The 16,267-nt window shown below is 32.4% G+C and carries 17 protein-coding genes; 8 read left to right on the top strand and 9 right to left on the bottom strand.

The annotated features are described in order from the left end of the window. Positions 1-2 precede the first annotated feature (2 nt). Both BN863_RS18105 and BN863_RS13595 read left to right on the top strand, forming a co-directional pair. Positions 3-653 carry a hypothetical protein gene (locus BN863_RS18105; RefSeq protein WP_051774825.1) on the top strand — a complete coding sequence of 217 codons (651 nt, stop codon included), beginning with the start codon at positions 3-5 and terminating at the stop codon, positions 651-653. A 31-nt stretch (positions 654-684) separates the two neighbouring features. Next, positions 685-1,470, top strand: coding sequence for a diadenylate cyclase (locus tag BN863_RS13595; protein WP_038531629.1), 786 nt, complete (start codon positions 685-687; stop codon positions 1,468-1,470). On the opposite strand, the gene BN863_RS13590 is transcribed toward BN863_RS13595, so the two are convergent. Continuing rightward, a complete protein-coding gene (locus tag BN863_RS13590; protein ID WP_038531627.1) occupies positions 1,467-3,233 on the bottom strand; it encodes an ABC transporter ATP-binding protein in 1,767 nt (588 codons plus the stop codon). The two genes, BN863_RS13595 and BN863_RS13590, sit on opposite strands and share 4 nt — an antisense overlap. Next, entirely contained in the window at positions 3,234-3,977 is a 744-nt protein-coding gene (truA, locus tag BN863_RS13585) for a tRNA pseudouridine(38-40) synthase TruA (RefSeq protein ID WP_038531625.1), read from the bottom strand. A 73-nt stretch (positions 3,978-4,050) separates the two neighbouring features. Here truA and BN863_RS13580 point away from each other — a divergent pair, with 73 nt between their 5' ends. Next, on the top strand, positions 4,051-4,542 hold the full coding sequence (locus tag BN863_RS13580; RefSeq protein WP_038531623.1) for a metallophosphoesterase family protein: 492 nt from the start codon (positions 4,051-4,053) through the stop codon (positions 4,540-4,542). Between the two features lie 59 nt (positions 4,543-4,601). Here BN863_RS13580 and BN863_RS13575 read toward each other — a convergent pair whose 3' ends face one another. Continuing rightward, the gene (locus BN863_RS13575; protein ID WP_038531620.1) at positions 4,602-5,012 is read right to left on the bottom strand and encodes a DUF4293 domain-containing protein; all 411 of its coding nucleotides are present in this window, start codon (positions 5,010-5,012) and stop codon (positions 4,602-4,604) included. Between the two features lie 200 nt (positions 5,013-5,212). Here BN863_RS13575 and rho point away from each other — a divergent pair, with 200 nt between their 5' ends. Then, positions 5,213-6,973: a transcription termination factor Rho gene (rho, locus tag BN863_RS13570; protein WP_038531616.1), complete on the top strand. Its 1,761-nt coding sequence runs from the start codon at positions 5,213-5,215 to the stop codon at positions 6,971-6,973. Positions 6,974-7,129: 156 nt separating this feature from the next. Here the strand turns inward: rho and BN863_RS13565 are convergent, their stop codons facing one another. The 5 genes from BN863_RS13565 to BN863_RS13550 all read right to left on the bottom strand — a co-directional run bounded on the left by BN863_RS13565 (position 7,130) and on the right by BN863_RS13550 (position 12,422). Further along, a complete protein-coding gene (locus tag BN863_RS13565; RefSeq protein ID WP_038531613.1) occupies positions 7,130-8,152 on the bottom strand; it encodes a helix-turn-helix domain-containing protein in 1,023 nt (340 codons plus the stop codon). A gap of 66 nt (positions 8,153-8,218) precedes the next feature. Beyond that, a complete protein-coding gene (locus tag BN863_RS18490) occupies positions 8,219-8,356 on the bottom strand; it encodes a hypothetical protein (RefSeq protein WP_158409017.1) in 138 nt (45 codons plus the stop codon). Between the two features lie 228 nt (positions 8,357-8,584). Then, entirely contained in the window at positions 8,585-9,031 is a 447-nt protein-coding gene (locus BN863_RS13560) for a response regulator (protein WP_038531610.1), read from the bottom strand. A gap of 142 nt (positions 9,032-9,173) precedes the next feature. Further along, a complete protein-coding gene (locus BN863_RS13555) occupies positions 9,174-12,011 on the bottom strand; it encodes a PAS domain-containing sensor histidine kinase (protein ID WP_051774823.1) in 2,838 nt (945 codons plus the stop codon). A 120-nt stretch (positions 12,012-12,131) separates the two neighbouring features. After that, on the bottom strand, positions 12,132-12,422 hold the full coding sequence (locus tag BN863_RS13550) for an HPF/RaiA family ribosome-associated protein (RefSeq protein ID WP_038531608.1): 291 nt from the start codon (positions 12,420-12,422) through the stop codon (positions 12,132-12,134). A 262-nt stretch (positions 12,423-12,684) separates the two neighbouring features. On the opposite strand from BN863_RS13550, the gene BN863_RS13545 reads away from it, so the two are divergent. Continuing rightward, the gene (locus tag BN863_RS13545; RefSeq protein WP_038531605.1) at positions 12,685-13,602 is read left to right on the top strand and encodes a YihY/virulence factor BrkB family protein; all 918 of its coding nucleotides are present in this window, start codon (positions 12,685-12,687) and stop codon (positions 13,600-13,602) included. Positions 13,603-13,680: 78 nt separating this feature from the next. On the opposite strand, the gene BN863_RS13540 is transcribed toward BN863_RS13545, so the two are convergent. Next, a complete protein-coding gene (locus tag BN863_RS13540; RefSeq protein WP_038531602.1) occupies positions 13,681-13,866 on the bottom strand; it encodes a CsbD family protein in 186 nt (61 codons plus the stop codon). 264 nt (positions 13,867-14,130) lie between these two features. Between BN863_RS13540 and BN863_RS13535 the strand changes: the two genes are divergently transcribed. The 3 genes from BN863_RS13535 to BN863_RS13525 all read left to right on the top strand — a co-directional run bounded on the left by BN863_RS13535 (position 14,131) and on the right by BN863_RS13525 (position 16,242). Then, complete coding sequence (locus BN863_RS13535) at positions 14,131-14,370, top strand: DUF7218 family protein (protein WP_038531600.1); 240 nt, start codon at positions 14,131-14,133, stop codon at positions 14,368-14,370. A 34-nt stretch (positions 14,371-14,404) separates the two neighbouring features. Next, complete coding sequence (locus BN863_RS13530) at positions 14,405-15,445, top strand: AI-2E family transporter (protein ID WP_038533654.1); 1,041 nt, start codon at positions 14,405-14,407, stop codon at positions 15,443-15,445. Positions 15,446-15,555: 110 nt separating this feature from the next. Then, entirely contained in the window at positions 15,556-16,242 is a 687-nt protein-coding gene (locus tag BN863_RS13525) for an SOS response-associated peptidase family protein (RefSeq protein ID WP_038531597.1), read from the top strand. The last annotated feature ends 25 nt before the right edge of the window (positions 16,243-16,267 follow it).

Genomic DNA, 16,267 nt, shown 5'->3' with positions numbered 1-16,267 from the left:
TTATGAAACAGATTTTTTTATTAATATTATTGGTTTGTTGTTTATCCTGTTCCTTCGATAAGGAATTAAAACTTCCAGAAATACAGCATTCTAAAATTGTGGATATTTTAGATGTATCTCCAGCTTATGTGTTTTATAATACTAACGAAAAAGATAGTGTCGAGTTAAATAAGCAAAATTTAATTAGTACAACAAATTGGTTGGTAAATGTAGATAAGCGTTTGTCTTTAAGGCAGGCCATTCCAGTGTTGATTGAGCTGCAAAATAAAAAGCGAGATGCATCTCATAAAAAAGAAGGAGTTAAAAATTATTTTACAGCTTTTAATCCAGAACATAAAAGTTTATGTTTTATCGAGTTTACGAATGTAAATTATCATTTAAAAACTAATGCTGAAGACTATATCAAGGATTTAGAAGAACAGCCAGAAGTATTAAATATAGATAAAAATGGAGTCCAATTCAAAAGTAAAAATTACACGATAGATGCTTTTGTAAAGCATTTAAAATCTACATCAGACGAACGTCATAAATTTGTTCTGAATTTAGATAATCAATTGACCGTTCAGGACTATATGCATATTAAAGATTTGCTTTTAACTATTTCAGATGGTTCGGTATTAATCAATACCAACGAATTTATATTTCAGTCTTAAAATTGTTACATTTACACAAAACAACTACCCTTTGGAAATCTTTAGTGACCTTTTAAAATTTACATTAATCGATATTATCGATGTCTTTTTAGTTGCCTTATTGCTGTACTATGTATACAAATTAGTAAAAGGCACCGTTGCCATTAATATTTTTATTGGTATTGTAATTATTTACATTATCTGGAAAGTTACAGAAGCGTTACACATGCAATTGCTAAGTAATATTCTTGGCGGATTTATAAGCGTTGGTATGTTTGCTTTAATTGTGGTGTTTCAGCAAGAATTACGTAAGTTTTTATTAATGATAGGATCTACTAATTTCAGTAAAAGTAGACACCTATTTAAACAGCTTAAATTTTTGCAAACCGAAACTAGCGATGGAACAAATGTGGACGCTATAATTTCTGCATGTATAAAAATGGCATCTACCAACACCGGAGCTTTAATTGTTTTTGAACGTAATAATAATCTTGATTTTTTAGCTCAAACAGGAGACGAGATGAATATTACTGTTACGCAGCCTATTATTGAAAGTATCTTCTTTAAGAATAGTCCGTTGCACGATGGTGCTATTATTATTGCCGATAATATTGTAAAAGCAACTCGTGTAATTTTACCTGTAAATAACGAAAAAAACTTACCCCAACGTTTTGGGTTACGACACAGAGCAGCGTATGGTGTTTGCGAGAAAACCGATGCTTTAGCTCTTGTGGTTAGTGAAGAAACCGGACAAATCTCTTACTTTAAAAACGGAGAGTTTATTATTTTTGAAACCACTTCTGAACTGTCTTCTTTAATTAAAAAAGATTTAGTTTAAGCCGTAAGTGCTTTCATAAACTGGACTTCGTATAAGTTTTTGTAATACCCATTTTCGTTTTTAAGAAGCTCGTCGTGTGTACCTAGTTCTACAATTTCTCCAGCATCCATCACAATAATTTTATCCGCTTTAATAATAGTTGCCAAACGGTGTGCAATTACTATAGAGGTTCTGCCTTTTGTAATTTTATCTGTAGCATTTTGTATGAGTTGTTCAGAATAAGAATCTACAGAAGATGTTGCTTCATCTAATACTAAAATACTTGGGTTTGTAACATACGCACGTAAAAATGAAATTAACTGACGTTGTCCCGAAGATAACATAACACCGCGTTCTTTTACGTTGTAATGATATCCGTTAGGCAAACTCGAAATAAAATCGTGAACACCAATATCTTTTGCAGCTTGAATAACCTGATTCTCGGTAATATCTGGATTATTTAAAGTAATGTTGTTTAAAATAGTGTCGGCAAACAAAAATACATCTTGAAGCACGACAGCTATTTGAGCGCGTAAAGACGCTAATGTAAAGGCTTTAATGTTTGTAGAATCTACAGAAATTACACCTTTGTCTATTTCGTAAAAACGATTTAATAAGTTGATGATTGTCGATTTTCCAGCTCCAGTAGCACCAACAATAGCAACAGTTTGTCCCGCTTTTACTTCAAAAGAAATATCTTTTAAAACCACTTCGTCTTGAATGTAGCTAAAGCGCACATTTTTAAATGAAATATCGCCATTAAACTGACTTGCAATTTTCGTCCCAGAATTATCGATTTGCGATTGCGTATCAATCACTTTAAAAACTCTAGTAGCCGCAACCATTCCCATTTGAAAGGTGTTGAACTTATCGGCAATCTGTCTTAATGGTCTAAACAACATAGGAATCATCATAACAAAAGCTGTTAAATCTCCAAGCGATGATGTGTTGCGCATTACAGCATCTAGTCCGCCATACCAAGCAACCAATCCAATAGTTATAGAACCAGATAGTTCTGCGATAGGGAAGAAGATGGAGTTGTACCACACCGTTTTTAACCAGCCTTTTTTATGACGTTCGTTTATGGCTTTAAAGTGTTTGTATTCGGTATCTTCTCGTGTAAATAATTGAAGAATTTTCATTCCTGTTACACGTTCTTGTACAAAAGAATTTAAGTTAGAAATTTCGGTACGCACTTCTTCAAAAGCCTTTTTCATATACTTCTGAAACACACGAGTTGCATATAATACAAGCGGTAGCATTAAAAATACGATGATACTTAATTTCCAGTTTATAAACACCATAACTCCTGCTACGACAACCATAGTAAGAGAATCTCTAAAAATCATAAATAAACCTTCTCCAAAAATATCGGCAATACGTTCCATGTCTGTAACCGAACGTGTAATAAGCACTCCAACAGAAGAATTATCGTAATACTTCATTTTAAAATGGAGCATATGATTAAATAATTTTACACGAATATCTTTTACCACACTTTGTCCAAGCCAACCCGAATAATAAATAAATACAAGCTGAGAAATAACCTCGAAAACGAGGAGAGCAACCATAATTAAAATATAAGGTAAGAAACCTTCTAGTGTTCGTGTTGCAATATTATTATCTATAGCCTGTTGTAAAATATACGGTCTTATTGCTCCGAAAATAGCTAGTAAAATCACGGCAATAAACACCCCGATAAACACTCGATTATAGGGTTTTATATACTCTAAAAGGCGTTTAAATAAACTGAAATTGACGGTGTTTGGTTTTTTATTTTCCATTTATAGTACTATCGATTCTGGGTAAATAATACGGGTTAAATACAAACCTTGAGCTGGTACAGAATAGCCTGCTTCACTACGGTTTTTAGATGAAATAATACGATGAATATCGGTGACTTCTAATTTTCCTAATCCTACATTTATTAATGTGCCCACAATGGCTCTAACCATATTTCTTAAAAAACGGTCGGCTGTAATGGTAAAATGTAATTCGTTGTCTACAGTTTCTAAATGTACCGCCATTATATTACAATTGTATGTTTTTACATCGGTATTACTTTTAGAAAAACTTTGGAAATCTTTATACTCTAATAGAATATTGGCAGCTTCCGTCATGTTTTTTATATTCAGTTTGGGTTTAACCCAATAAGCTTCATCAAAATTAAATACATTTTTCTGAAGTGCAATACGATATAAGTACGTTCTGCTTTCGGCATGAAAGCGCGTATGAGCATCTGCTTTAACAGGGAAAATGCGATGTAATGCCACGTCTTTTGGTAAAAAAGAATTTAGTTTGTAAAGCAATTCGTGGTCGTTAAAATCGCCATCAAAATCGAAGTGCGCATACATTTGCTTGGCATGCACGCCAGTATCGGTCCTTCCGGCTCCCATAATGGAGATTTTCTCTTTTAAAATAGTAGATAATGCCTTTTCAATAACCTCTTGTACAGAAATGGCATTGGGCTGATTTTGCCAACCGTGATAGGCTTTTCCGTTATAAGAAAGTTCTAAAAAATATCTCAAGAATAATTGTATTTTTGTTTGTGAAGCACAAAGATAATTAGTTTTACTAGTTTGAACTCACAATATTCTCTTAATGATAAAAATCCTTCTCCTTTCCGATACACACAGCTATATTGATGATGATGTTTTAAGATACGTAAAACAAGCCGATGAGGTTTGGCACGCTGGTGATATTGGTGATTTAAAAGTAACTGATGCTATTGCGGCATTAAAACCTTTACGTGCTGTGTATGGAAATATAGATGATGCTAAAGTAAGACAAGAATTTCCAGAGAATAATAGATTTATGTGCGAAGGTGTCGATGTATGGATTACCCATATTGGTGGTTATCCCAATCGTTATAATGTGAGAGTTAAAGACGATATTTATGCCAATCCGCCGAAGCTTTTTATCTGCGGACATTCGCATATCTTAAAAGTGATGCCCGACAAAAAACTGAATTTATTGCATATGAATCCAGGAGCAATAGGAACACACGGATTTCATAAAGTACGAACCATGTTACGATTTACTATTGCTGGTGCAGATATAAAAGATTTGGAAGTGGTAGAGTTTAAAAAATAAAAACCCGAAGCACAACCTTCGGGTTTTTTACACGCACTAATACTACTAAGATAATAGGTTTAACGTAATCGATCTACAGATTTTACAAGATCCTCATCCTTTTTAATGGCTTTATTAGCTAACACTAATAATACGATAGAAATTATAGGAAGAACCATCCCAATACCTTTCTCAGAAACGTTAGTTTCTCCAGATAAATTTAGAGACTGATACACGAAAAATCCTAGTAAAAAAAAGTTTAATATGATGTTTAGACGGCCCAATACAAATTGGAGCTTTCTATTTGAGTACATAAATATAGATACTAAAGATAATAAGGCAGAACCTAAAAACAGGGCTAAGCTAATTATATTATCTGTTGCATAAATTAATTCACCTGTATTATTTGTCCATAAGTTAAACACAAATATTAGACCACAGCTTACTATAGCTGCTAACAATAAGTAAATAGATTGTATGCGTTGTATCATTCGTTTTTTATAAACTAGACCACAAAAATAGCAGTTTCTTTGAGAATATTAGTATAAAAAATTAAAATAAAAGTCGTATAATTGCAATAACAATGTACAACACTCTTTGTTTTAGATTGTTAATTCTTCAGAATAAGATCAAATTTTCTTCAGAATAATTCAATATTTAAATTCTAATCAAATATTCAATTGAACCATCAATGTTTGAAATCTCTCAATTAAAAGAAATGAAGCTTCCTGAGTTACAGGAAATTGCAAAAAAATTAAATATCCCTAAGTTTCGTACTCTTAAAAAACTCGATTTAGTATATCAAGTATTAGATCATCAAGCAGCTAACCCTAAAGCTGTTATAGAAGTAAAAACAGATATAAAAGATACTGCCGATACCGTTTCAGCACCTAAAAAAGAGGATGCTAAACCTAAACGCGAACGTGTAAAAAAACGTGTTCCAGCAAAGGCAGTTAAACCCAATACAAATAAAGATAAAGAACCAGCTGCCGAAGGTGCTCCAGAAGCAACACCTAAAGCAGAAGTTCAAGAGGCTCCAAAAGCAGCCCCTGCAAAAAGACAACCAGCACGAAAGCCTAATCCAAGGCCTGCAGCTGCAAAGTCAACTCAAGATAAAGACGAAAAATCGGCTACTCCAAATAAAGACGACAAAGGTGCAAAAACGCCTAATGCTCCTAAAAAGGAAAATCAGCCTAATCGTACAAAGAGAGAAAATCCAAATCAAAAGAAAGATGGGCCTAACCCAAGACAAAATAATAAGTCGAACGGAAATCAGCATCCTTCTAACAACGGAAACAAAGACACTAGAAACCGTTATAGAGAACCAGAATATGAGTTCGATGCGATTATAGAAAGTGAAGGTGTTTTAGATATTATGCAAGACGGTTACGGTTTTTTAAGATCGTCTGATTATAACTATTTATCATCTCCAGATGATATTTATGTGTCTCAATCTCAAATTCGTTTATTCGGATTAAAAACAGGAGATACTGTGTTGGGGCAAGTAAGACCACCAAAAGAAGGCGAAAAATATTTCCCTTTAATTAAAGTAAGTAAAATTAACGGTCAGAACCCTAACGTAGTTAGAGACCGTGTATCTTTTGAACACTTAACACCATTATTTCCACAAGAGAAATTTATTTTAGCTGAAAAGCAGAGTACAATTTCTACACGTATCATGGATTTATTTTGCCCAATTGGTAAAGGACAACGTGGTATGATTGTATCGCAACCTAAAACAGGTAAAACTATGTTATTAAAAGACATCGCGAATGCTATTGCTGCGAATCACCCCGAAGTTTATCAAATTATTTTATTAATTGATGAGCGTCCAGAAGAGGTTACAGATATGCAACGTAACGTGCGTGGTGAAGTTGTAGCATCTACGTTTGATAAAGAAGCACACGAACACGTAAAGATTGCTAACATTGTTTTAGAAAAAGCAAAACGTTTGGTAGAATGTGGTCATGATGTGGTGATTTTATTAGACTCGATTACACGTTTAGCACGTGCTTATAATACGGTGCAACCTGCATCTGGTAAAATATTAAGTGGTGGTGTAGATGCCAATGCATTACACAAACCAAAACGTTTCTTTGGAGCTGCACGTAACATTGAAAACGGAGGGTCGTTATCTATTATTGCTACAGCACTTACAGATACAGGTTCTAAAATGGACGAAGTTATTTTCGAAGAATTTAAAGGAACAGGTAACATGGAACTGCAATTAGACAGACGTATTGCTAACCGTAGAATTTTCCCTGCTATCGATTTAATTTCATCGAGTACGCGTCGTGACGATATTTTATTAGACGAAACGACTATACAACGTATGTGGATTATGCGTAAATACCTAGCCGATATGAATCCCGTAGAAGCTATGGAATTTATTAACGACAGATTTAAGCAAACTAGAAACAACGAGGAGTTTTTAATTTCTATGAATAGTTAGAAATAACACCTCAGTTTTATATAAACAAAAGCGGTCATCTAGAATTAGATGACCGCTTTTTTATGTTTGATAATTCTTCTTGTCTATAAGTGATATTTATAAACGTAAAATCGCCCATATAAAGAATTATATGGGCGATTTATTTATATATATAAGTTATGCTGTTGCAGCTAACGAATTTTGGTTGTCCTGATATTGTTTTGGACTGCAATTATATTTTTCTTTAAAGATTTTAGAAAAATAACTTCTACTAGTTAGTCCTACAGTATACACAATTTCAGAGATATTTAAATCCGTAGTTTTTATTAGGTTTTCTGCCGTTTCAACACGTACATTTCTAATAAAATCGGTTACAGTTCTGTCGTGAAATAATTTAAATCCTTCTTGTAATTTTGAAGGTGTTAATCCAGATTTAGAGCTTAAATACTTTAACGTATATTGCTTTTCAGGATAGTTAGAGATGAATTGAGATAACTCTTTAATCGTTTCCATTTCTTCTTTGTTTAACGATCCAAACTGATTGCTAGCATATTCTAAATCGTCTGTATGTTGTTGTAACTCTAGAGCCAAAATAGTCTGTACTGTACTTTCAATTAATAAATGTCTTACAACACCTTGTTGGTGTATTGCTTCTAATTGTTTAATTTTTTCAGATATTTTAAGGTTGTAAGATCCAAAATATGAGAAATTAGTGTTGGTGTCAGTCGTAGAGAATATCTCGTTTAATTTAGAATTTAAATCGTTATGTTTTATAGAAACCTCATCTGTACTTACAACCACTGTAGAGAACTTAAATGGCATATCTTTTTTAAAGTGATACACATTATTAATAGATTCAGCACTTCTTAAAATAGCTGTTTGAAAAGCTTCTAGAGTGTTTGTTTTACCTTCAAGAGAAAAACTGTGCTCTACATGACCCTCAGAACAATATGTAAAATATATTGGAGACGATTTTAATATGGTATTTACCAATTTAAGGTCTTTTTTAAATTCAATGTCGAAAGCAATATAAGTTATGCTTTTCTTAACACTAATTCCACTAATTGTACCGTAAGCTAAATCATTATCTATGTCTAATATATATTCATGATTTTGTGCAGATATAGTTCCTCCAAGGTGATTTTGAAGATCATTAATCATTTTACGGGCAGATGTTGATTTTATATATAACGTTTTCATAAGATTCTAGATTGAGTTTAAATTGGTTATTGATTTTTTTCGCTGGTTACTTGAATACTATCAATTTTATTGTGTCTTGAATGCTGCAACAATTCGAGTAGAATTATCTATTCTATTTAGCATACTTTCAATGTTTGTAAATTTAGAATGAGACGGTTTTCTAATTTTTCCTACTCGAGCATTTTGATTAGATGTTGGTTTCATATATAGATATAGTTTTTTGGTTATTGATATGTCAAAATTCGGGAAAAGGAAAGGGGTACGTGTTACAGAATTTTTAGATTGTGTTATATAATTTTGGGATTTTGAGTTTAAGTGTTTGTTTTTGAGTTGCTTATGTTTGGGTTGAGGAAATGAAAAAAGCTCAAAACGTTAACACATATTAACATTTTGAGCTTCTTTAAGGCTTTAAAAATCTAAGTTACGCTAAAACTATAAGCGCATTATAAAATTTTCTTTATTTAGATTAGACGTACTATACTGCCAATTAATTTGAAGTACTTTTTCTATAACAGATTTTAATTTGGAAAAATCGTTAGGTTTATTAATGTAAATATTGGCCCCATTTATAAAGGTTTCGTCAATATCTACTTCAGATGATGATGTAGAATAAATTGCTACAGATAATTCCTTAAGGTGCTCTGTAGTTCGTATTTCTTGTAAGCACTCTAAACCGTTTTTTACAGGCATATTTAAATCTAAAAAAACAACCTGAGGTAATACAGAATTTGGTCCGAGCAAGAAATCCATAAATTTCTGACCGTTTTCGAACATGGACAATTCAGTCTTTATATGAATTTGATCCATTGCCTCTTTAAATAGAAAACGATCATCTTCATCGTCGTCTACTAATGCAACTTTTAATTTTTGTAGGTTCATACAATCAGTGAGTATTTATAACAATAACTTGATATTGCAATTGTTATAAATAACTTTAAATTAATTCTTGTTAATTAAAATTGGGTAAAATTACGGTACTAAATTTACAACTTATTTTAATTCAATTACTAAAAAAAAAGACCTATTTAACAGTAAGGTCAATAGGGATGTAAATATTAAATGTAACGCCCTTATTTATTTCACCATCGGCATAAATAAAGCCGTCGTGATTTTCTACAATTTTCTTAACTATTGCAAGTCCTATACCTGTGCCTTCGTAGGTTGTTCTTGTATGTAAACGTTCAAAAATATCGAAAATTTGCTCGCTGTATTGAGGGTCAAAACCAATACCGTTATCGCTTATTTTAATATGGCAATATTCAGTATCTGGATTTAATTGTTCGCGTTTAAAAGTAGAGCCTTTGTCTATAACACTATAAATTTTTATAACTGGATCAATATCCTTTTGAGCAAATTTTATAGAATTATTAATTAAGTTATTCATGAGTTGAATAAACTGAAAAGGTATAATGTAAGCCGTACATAAATCGCCTACTTCTATCGTTACATTATGTTCGTTTATTAATTCCTTCAAATCAATTTTAACCTCGGCCAAGACCTCATTTAAATCTGTTTTTTCAAATGAACGGGTAGACGTATTGGTTCTAGAGTATGCTAATAAGTCTTTAATTAGAACTTGCATTCTGTGTGCCGCATTTTGCATACGGTTAAAATAATCTGTTCCGGTATCTGATAAATTATCTTTTTCAAGGTCTAAAATACGAGAAGAAAAAATTTGAATTTTACGTAACGGTTCTTGTAAATCGTGACTCGATATATAGGCGAAAGATTGTAACTCTTCGTTCATACGTTGTAACTCTTCTACCGATGATTCTAATTTTACGTTGGCTTCTCCCAAGAGTTTTGTACGATCTTTAACTTGACGTTCTAATTCTTGTAAAAACATTTTCTGATCTTGAATATCGGTACTTGTACCTACCCAACGTTGTATTTTACCTTTGTCGTCACGTTGTGGAATGGCACGACTTAACTGCCATCTGTATTGTCCGTCGTGTCTTATAAAGCGGTGTTCCATTATAAAATCTTCACCAGTTTCTATAGATCGTTTCCAAAGGAAATAGTTTTCATCTCTGTCGTCGGGGTGTACTATAGTTAGCCAGTTAGACGGATTTAATGTTTCTGGTGTGTGTCCTGTATAGTCGTAAACCGTTTGGTTGTAATAATCTAGGATACCCTCTGTGTTGGCAGTCCAAATTTTCTGAGGCATAGAATCGGCCAAAAGTCTAAACTTCTGTTCGTTATCTTTTAATTTTAGTTCGTAGCGTTTTTCGGCAGTTATTTCTCTAAGCGTTCCAAAGAGTTTTACTGGTACTCCATCGTCGTCGAAAAACACTTTACCGTGTGTACGAATCCAAATTATAGATTCGTCCTTTCTTCGGGTACGAACTTCATAAAAATATGTTCCTGTTTTTAAAGCGGTATCGAACGCAGGGAGTAGAATGTTTTCTAAATCTTCTTTTAACGTTCTACTTCTTATAAATTCTTTACTTAATATAACGTCTTCAGGAAATCCTAGAATTTGAGATAGACGTTTACTGTACGATAAATCTTTTGTTTTTATATCGAGTTCCCAAGTTGCTAATTCTGCAGCTTCTGTTGCAATTCTTAAGCGCGTTTCGGTTTTTTCAATTTTCATTCTCGACATTACTTTTTCAGTAACATCTACGGCAGTTACAATAATTCCTGAAACCGAATGGTCTGGTTCAAAAATAGGAGAGTAGTCTAAATCAAAATAAAAGTCGCGAGAGCCATCTCTTCCTGTTATAGTCGCTAAAGCTTCTTTTTCTGAATACGATTGTCCGGAGCTGTATACGCCGTCTAAAAGTTTAGGGAATTTCTGATTTTTTAATTCAGGGAACACATTTAGTAATTCATTGTCGTAACAATCTTCGTGACTTTTCCTCCAGACATCATTTAACATGGTGTCGTTTGCAATCTTAATAACATGTTTAGGGCCGTGAAATACCGAAATCGGAATTGGACTTTGCTCGATTACATTTCTAAATTTATTTTCACTTTCTAAAAGGAGCTGTTTGGCCACAAAAGAATCTGTAACCTCGGTTGTCGCTAATATAACTCCAGAGATTGCTTCGTTTTCGTCGAGAATAGCTTCTCCTAAAAAGTTGTAATAATGTGTATTGGTTTGATCTTGTTTAGTAATTTGAATAGGAATTTCTGTTCTCTGAAAACTTTTACCCGTTTCCATAGTCTTTAAAATTTCCGAATGTATCTCAAAAGTTGTATTTGGTAATACTTGTGCTAGATTATCGCCAAGATGTACACTACAATTGTCGCTAAATAATTGTTTGTATTTCCTGTTAACAGTTTCGACCGTTTTGGTTTTCGAAGACACAATTAATACACCAATGGGTGCTTGTCTAACAATATTTGTAAAGCGCGACGTCAGTTTATTTACCTTCTTATTTGCTTTAATTTTTTCGGTGTCATCTATACAATACACTATTACACCTTGGGTGTTGTTTTCGTCGGCTAGTAAAGTTGAAATACAAAAAGACCAATAGGTTTTGTTCTGACCTTCTTTTTTTAATTCAATCTGTTCTATACGCGTTGGTTCACCCGTTTTAAAAGTGTCTTCTAGAGGTTGAATACATGTATCCAATACTTTAGTATCTATAGTTTTAAAAGGAGCTCCTAAGTTATTGTACGATTGACTTTCAGGTATAAAAAGGTCTGAAAATGCTTGGTTGTAGAAAAACAACAAATCTTCTCCCCAGCACAAGAATTGCGGTTGCGGATTTTGAAGCATTGTATTTAACGCGAAAATTAAATTTTGTGGCCAATGTGTTTTTGGGCCTAAAGCATCTACAAAAAATGTATTAGAATTTATATGTGATGCAATATTGGAATTGGTAATTAATTTATTTTCTGTAGTATTCATACTTCATTCTTGCTGACTATATGGGGTGAAATTTAAAATCTTTATAGCGATTTCTTAAACTTTAAAAAGGTATTATTAAGCCTTCAATGTAATAAAAAATCGTGTATAGACTGTATAAGCTTAATTATTTTTATACGTATTCTGTAATTCGTTTTCTAAAGATTTCGAGGTTTTGTGTATAGCTTGTTCTATAGATGTTTCATGCGCTTCTACAACTATGCTCGACTCTTTTGTTTTTAAATTTATTAGACAAACATTGTCTATATTAACTGATGTGTTTTCGACTTTAAAAAGCACTTTGGCTTCAATAACAATTGGGAATTTTTTAGCTAAAGGATTTAAATGTTCTTCTGCTAAGTATTCAAAATAATTATTTTTAGGAATGTTCACATATTCAAATTGTAGTTCCATTTCCTGTAAATTTATAGGTTAACTTAATGTGTAATTCAGACAAGGCTAACTAAATAAAAAATATATATGCCATGCCGTTGCGAATTGTTTAATATAACAAAAGTAAAAGATATGATTTAATTGCTTTGACTTAAATGCAATTTAGATGTGCTCAAATCGTAAAATTTTGTTAAAATTTAATTCAGATTTCTTTTGATGCATTAGAGTTCACATTTTTCTGAAATATTTGTTATTATAGCATACTAAAGCATTAGATTTATATATGGCTCATGATTTTGAAAATAAATTTAAACTTAAAGATTTCCCTTATTTAATTAATGAAGCATTTAAAAGATGGTTAGAAAGTGATCCTTGGAGGTTAAGTGCTATTATAGCCTATTATGCCATATTATCACTTCCTGGACTTTTGGTTATTATAATAAATGTAATTGGTTCTATTTGGGGCACCGAGATTGTGCAAGGAGAATTAACCCAGCAAATATCTGATGCCTTGGGGAGTGATGCTGCTAGTTCTATACAAACCATGATTGTTGAAACTCAGAATTCCGATCGAAATTTATGGTCTACAATCGTAGGTATTGGAACCTTACTTTTTGGTGCCACAGGAGTATTCTATCAATTACAAATATCACTAAACGATGTTTGGGATATCGAAATGATTCCAGGTTCTCCAGTTAAACACATTTTAATAAGTCGTGCCCGAGGGTTTGCTTTTATTCTTGTTGTTGGATTTTTATTATTAGTGAGTCTTATGGTATCTACTAGTATTTCTATCTTAAATAATTATATACAGCAAGTATTTCCAGATATAGTATTGTATACCGCTTATGGTATAGATTTAATTTTGTCGTTAGTTATAATATCTGTACTTTTTTCTTTAATGTTTAAATATTTACCAAATGCAAAAATACCATGGAAAAGTGTTTGGTCTGGCGGATTTTTAACTGCATTATTATTTGTCATTGGTCAGTCTTTGCTCGGCTATTATTTTACAAAAGCAGATCCTGGGTCTACCTACGGTGCAGCAGGAACTGTAGTTTTAATATTGCTTTGGGTGTCTTATTCTTGCTTAATCTTATTTTTCGGAGCCCAATTTACCTGGGTATTTGCCAAGCACTACACTATAGATATTGCACCTACTAAACACGCCAGAATAAAATCTGATAAACAAAGTAATTAACGGTTTTAAAAGTTAAAAGCCCCGCTTGAAATACTATTTCAGCGAGGCTTCCCTTTCAAAAATTAACTAACAAAAATTTTACCAATTATTGATTTCGTCTTGAAGTTCTTCTTTGGTTTTTCCTGTCTTTTCCTGAAGTTTTCCAACCATTTCGTCGAATTGTCCTTCAGAGTATGTTAGGTCGTCGTCGGTAAGTTCACCGTACTTTTGTTTAAATTGACCTTTTATTTGTTTCCATTTTCCTTCCATTTGATCTTGGTTCATAATCTTATGTTTTAATGATTAATACTGATGTAAAAGTATTCGAAATTTAAGGGATAAACGATCTGCTTTACTTTAATTTTTAACGCAATCGCTAATTGATGTTTTAGTAAATTAAAGCGTGTTTTTCAAGGTTTTAAATATTCGTGTTTTTAATTCTTATTAGAATAAAATGGGAAAGGTGTTTCAGCTAAAAATTAAAGTTTTAGAATTAATGACTTCAATGCTATCTCACGATATTTGAATTATAATTTTAAACAAAACGTAATGGAAGATAGACCAAGAATTAAGAATGAAGCGCAATATGATGCCTTACGTGATAAAGGATACAGTAAAGAGAAGTCTGCTAGAATTGCAAATACCGAAAACGCAGGAAAGCGTGGTGGATCTGCAAGTACTTATGAAGAAAGAACCAAATCTGAATTGTACGAACAGGCTAAAGAATTAGAAATTAGTGGGCGTTCTAAAATGACTAAAAAAGAATTGATAGAAGCTTTAAGAAGCTAACACATCACTAAACTAGGAAAATAATAAAATGGATATGCGAAAAAGAATTGCGCCAAGTATAATTAGACAAATATTTGTATTGATACTTATTTGTTTTTTTGGAATTATAATTATTGTTGAATTAATTCCATATTTATCGGGAGTTTTAGGGGCAATTACATTCTTTGTATTGCTTCAAAGACCAATGCGTTATTTAGTGAAATCTAAAGGTTGGAAACCTTCTTTAGCCGCCATTGTATTATTGATAGTGTCTTTTATAGGAATATTGATTCCAATTTCTGCAACGGCATTACTATTAGGAAGTCGTGTAGAAAATGCTCTATCTAAGTCTGAAGGTTTTATGAAATCTATTAAAGAACAGGTGCAAGTCTGGGAGCAAAAAATAGGATATGAATTTACGTCTAAATTAGATGCATCTTCAATTTCTGGTTGGCTTTCAGAAAACGTACCAGATTTTTTAGGAAGCACATTTAATATATTTATCGCCATTGCTTTAATGTACTTTATGTTGTATTACATGCTTAGTAATAGAAAAGCGCTACAAAAAGCAATGTTAGATTATATTCCTATAAGTAATGATAATTTACGAGTTATAGGCCGCGATAGTTTGGCCATGGTAAAATCTAACGCCATTGGAATTCCATTAGTAGCCTTTGCGCAAGGTATAGTAGCCTTAATAGGATTTTTAATTTTTAATATTCAAGATCCGTTTTTCTGGGCTGTTATTGTATTTATTGGTTCTATGATTCCGTTTATAGGAACATTATTAGGAACATTACCCGTTTTTATATTAACCTATAGTAGTGGAGAGACAGCTCAAGCCTGGGGAATATTAGCCTATGGTTTAATTGTAATAAGTTCTACAGATAATTTATTGCGTTTATTTATTTTAAAACGTCTTGACGATGTTCATCCACTAATAACTCTTTTTGGAGTGTTAATTGGTGTGCCGCTGTTCGGATTTATTGGACTTGTGTTTGGACCTCTACTTATCAGTTTGTTTTTGCTTATTCTAAGAATTTATAAGGAAAAATACGGTAAGGAAGATACCGCAACTCATGGAAAACGGCTATAAAAGGTAATAGGATGAGAATTAAAAACGATTTAATAAGCTCTAATAAACATTTGTGATTTTATTAAAAAATCCGCTTCTGTTCGTTTTATAATTTTAAAAAGAGAACAATTATGTTTTACAAAATATCAAATATTGCAAATCGTGTGTCTATAGAGAATACACTAGCTGCAACATTTAAATTTCCTCATATATATAAACCTAAACAAATGATTGATGGTACTTCAGAAAGTGTACTGCCTATTTTAACTTCGGAAGATAGAAATCAATTAAAATTTGCTATTTGGGGTATGTTGCCAGATCATTTTGAAGGAGATTGGAAACCTTACCAATACGAACACAATACTTTAAATATTAGAAAAGAAACCATAATAAAACATTTAGAGTTTAAAAGAAATAGTAATCTTAAACGATGTTTAATTCCAATTACGGGCTTTATCGATTTTAGTAATACAGAAGGAGAAGTGACTCCGTTTCTAGTTAGTCATTCCGAAAACAATCCTTTTTGTGTTGCAGGAATTTACAATCAGTTAGAGGACGGTTTTTTTACCTTTTCAATAATTACGACTAAAGATCGAAAAGAAAAATCGAATTCAATTTCTAAATACCAACCCGCTATATTAAGTCAGAATTATCATCAGGACTGGTTAAATCCAGAACTAGATACATTACACGCTTTAGAGTTTCTTAACAAGCCTCACGATTATCATTTAAATCGGTATCCGATAGCTACTCACGTGTTGTTAAGTAATGAAAACGAAGCGCAGGACGAGGAACTTGGGCTTGAAGATGCCATGTAAAATAGCAATATTCTTTTTGGGTTAA

Source organism: Formosa agariphila KMM 3901, from assembly GCF_000723205.1.
GTDB classification, from domain to species: Bacteria; Bacteroidota; Bacteroidia; order Flavobacteriales; family Flavobacteriaceae; genus Formosa; species Formosa agariphila.
The sequence above is the reverse complement of the archived record's forward strand: the minus strand, read 5'-3'. Positions and strand labels throughout refer to the sequence as shown.

Excerpts from the sequence above, each read along its gene's own strand:
- BN863_RS13535 (WP_038531600.1), top strand. The coding sequence starts at position 14,131 with ATGGAAGATAGACCAAGAATTAAGAATGAAGCGCAATATGATGCCTTA.
- BN863_RS13540 (WP_038531602.1), bottom strand. The coding sequence starts at position 13,866 with ATGAACCAAGATCAAATGGAAGGAAAATGGAAACAAATAAAAGGTCAA.
- BN863_RS18490 (WP_158409017.1), bottom strand. The coding sequence starts at position 8,356 with ATGAAACCAACATCTAATCAAAATGCTCGAGTAGGAAAAATTAGAAAA.
- BN863_RS13575 (WP_038531620.1), bottom strand. The coding sequence starts at position 5,012 with ATGATACAACGCATACAATCTATTTACTTATTGTTAGCAGCTATAGTA.
- rho (WP_038531616.1), top strand. The coding sequence starts at position 5,213 with ATGTTTGAAATCTCTCAATTAAAAGAAATGAAGCTTCCTGAGTTACAG.
- BN863_RS13530 (WP_038533654.1), top strand. The coding sequence starts at position 14,405 with ATGCGAAAAAGAATTGCGCCAAGTATAATTAGACAAATATTTGTATTG.
- BN863_RS13565 (WP_038531613.1), bottom strand. The coding sequence starts at position 8,152 with ATGAAAACGTTATATATAAAATCAACATCTGCCCGTAAAATGATTAAT.
- BN863_RS18105 (WP_051774825.1), top strand. The coding sequence starts at position 3 with ATGAAACAGATTTTTTTATTAATATTATTGGTTTGTTGTTTATCCTGT.
- BN863_RS13550 (WP_038531608.1), bottom strand. The coding sequence starts at position 12,422 with ATGGAACTACAATTTGAATATGTGAACATTCCTAAAAATAATTATTTT.
- BN863_RS13555 (WP_051774823.1), bottom strand. The coding sequence starts at position 12,011 with ATGAATACTACAGAAAATAAATTAATTACCAATTCCAATATTGCATCA.
- BN863_RS13580 (WP_038531623.1), top strand. The coding sequence starts at position 4,051 with ATGATAAAAATCCTTCTCCTTTCCGATACACACAGCTATATTGATGAT.
- BN863_RS13560 (WP_038531610.1), bottom strand. The coding sequence starts at position 9,031 with ATGAACCTACAAAAATTAAAAGTTGCATTAGTAGACGACGATGAAGAT.
- BN863_RS13590 (WP_038531627.1), bottom strand. The coding sequence starts at position 3,233 with ATGGAAAATAAAAAACCAAACACCGTCAATTTCAGTTTATTTAAACGC.
- BN863_RS13525 (WP_038531597.1), top strand. The coding sequence starts at position 15,556 with ATGTTTTACAAAATATCAAATATTGCAAATCGTGTGTCTATAGAGAAT.
- BN863_RS13545 (WP_038531605.1), top strand. The coding sequence starts at position 12,685 with ATGGCTCATGATTTTGAAAATAAATTTAAACTTAAAGATTTCCCTTAT.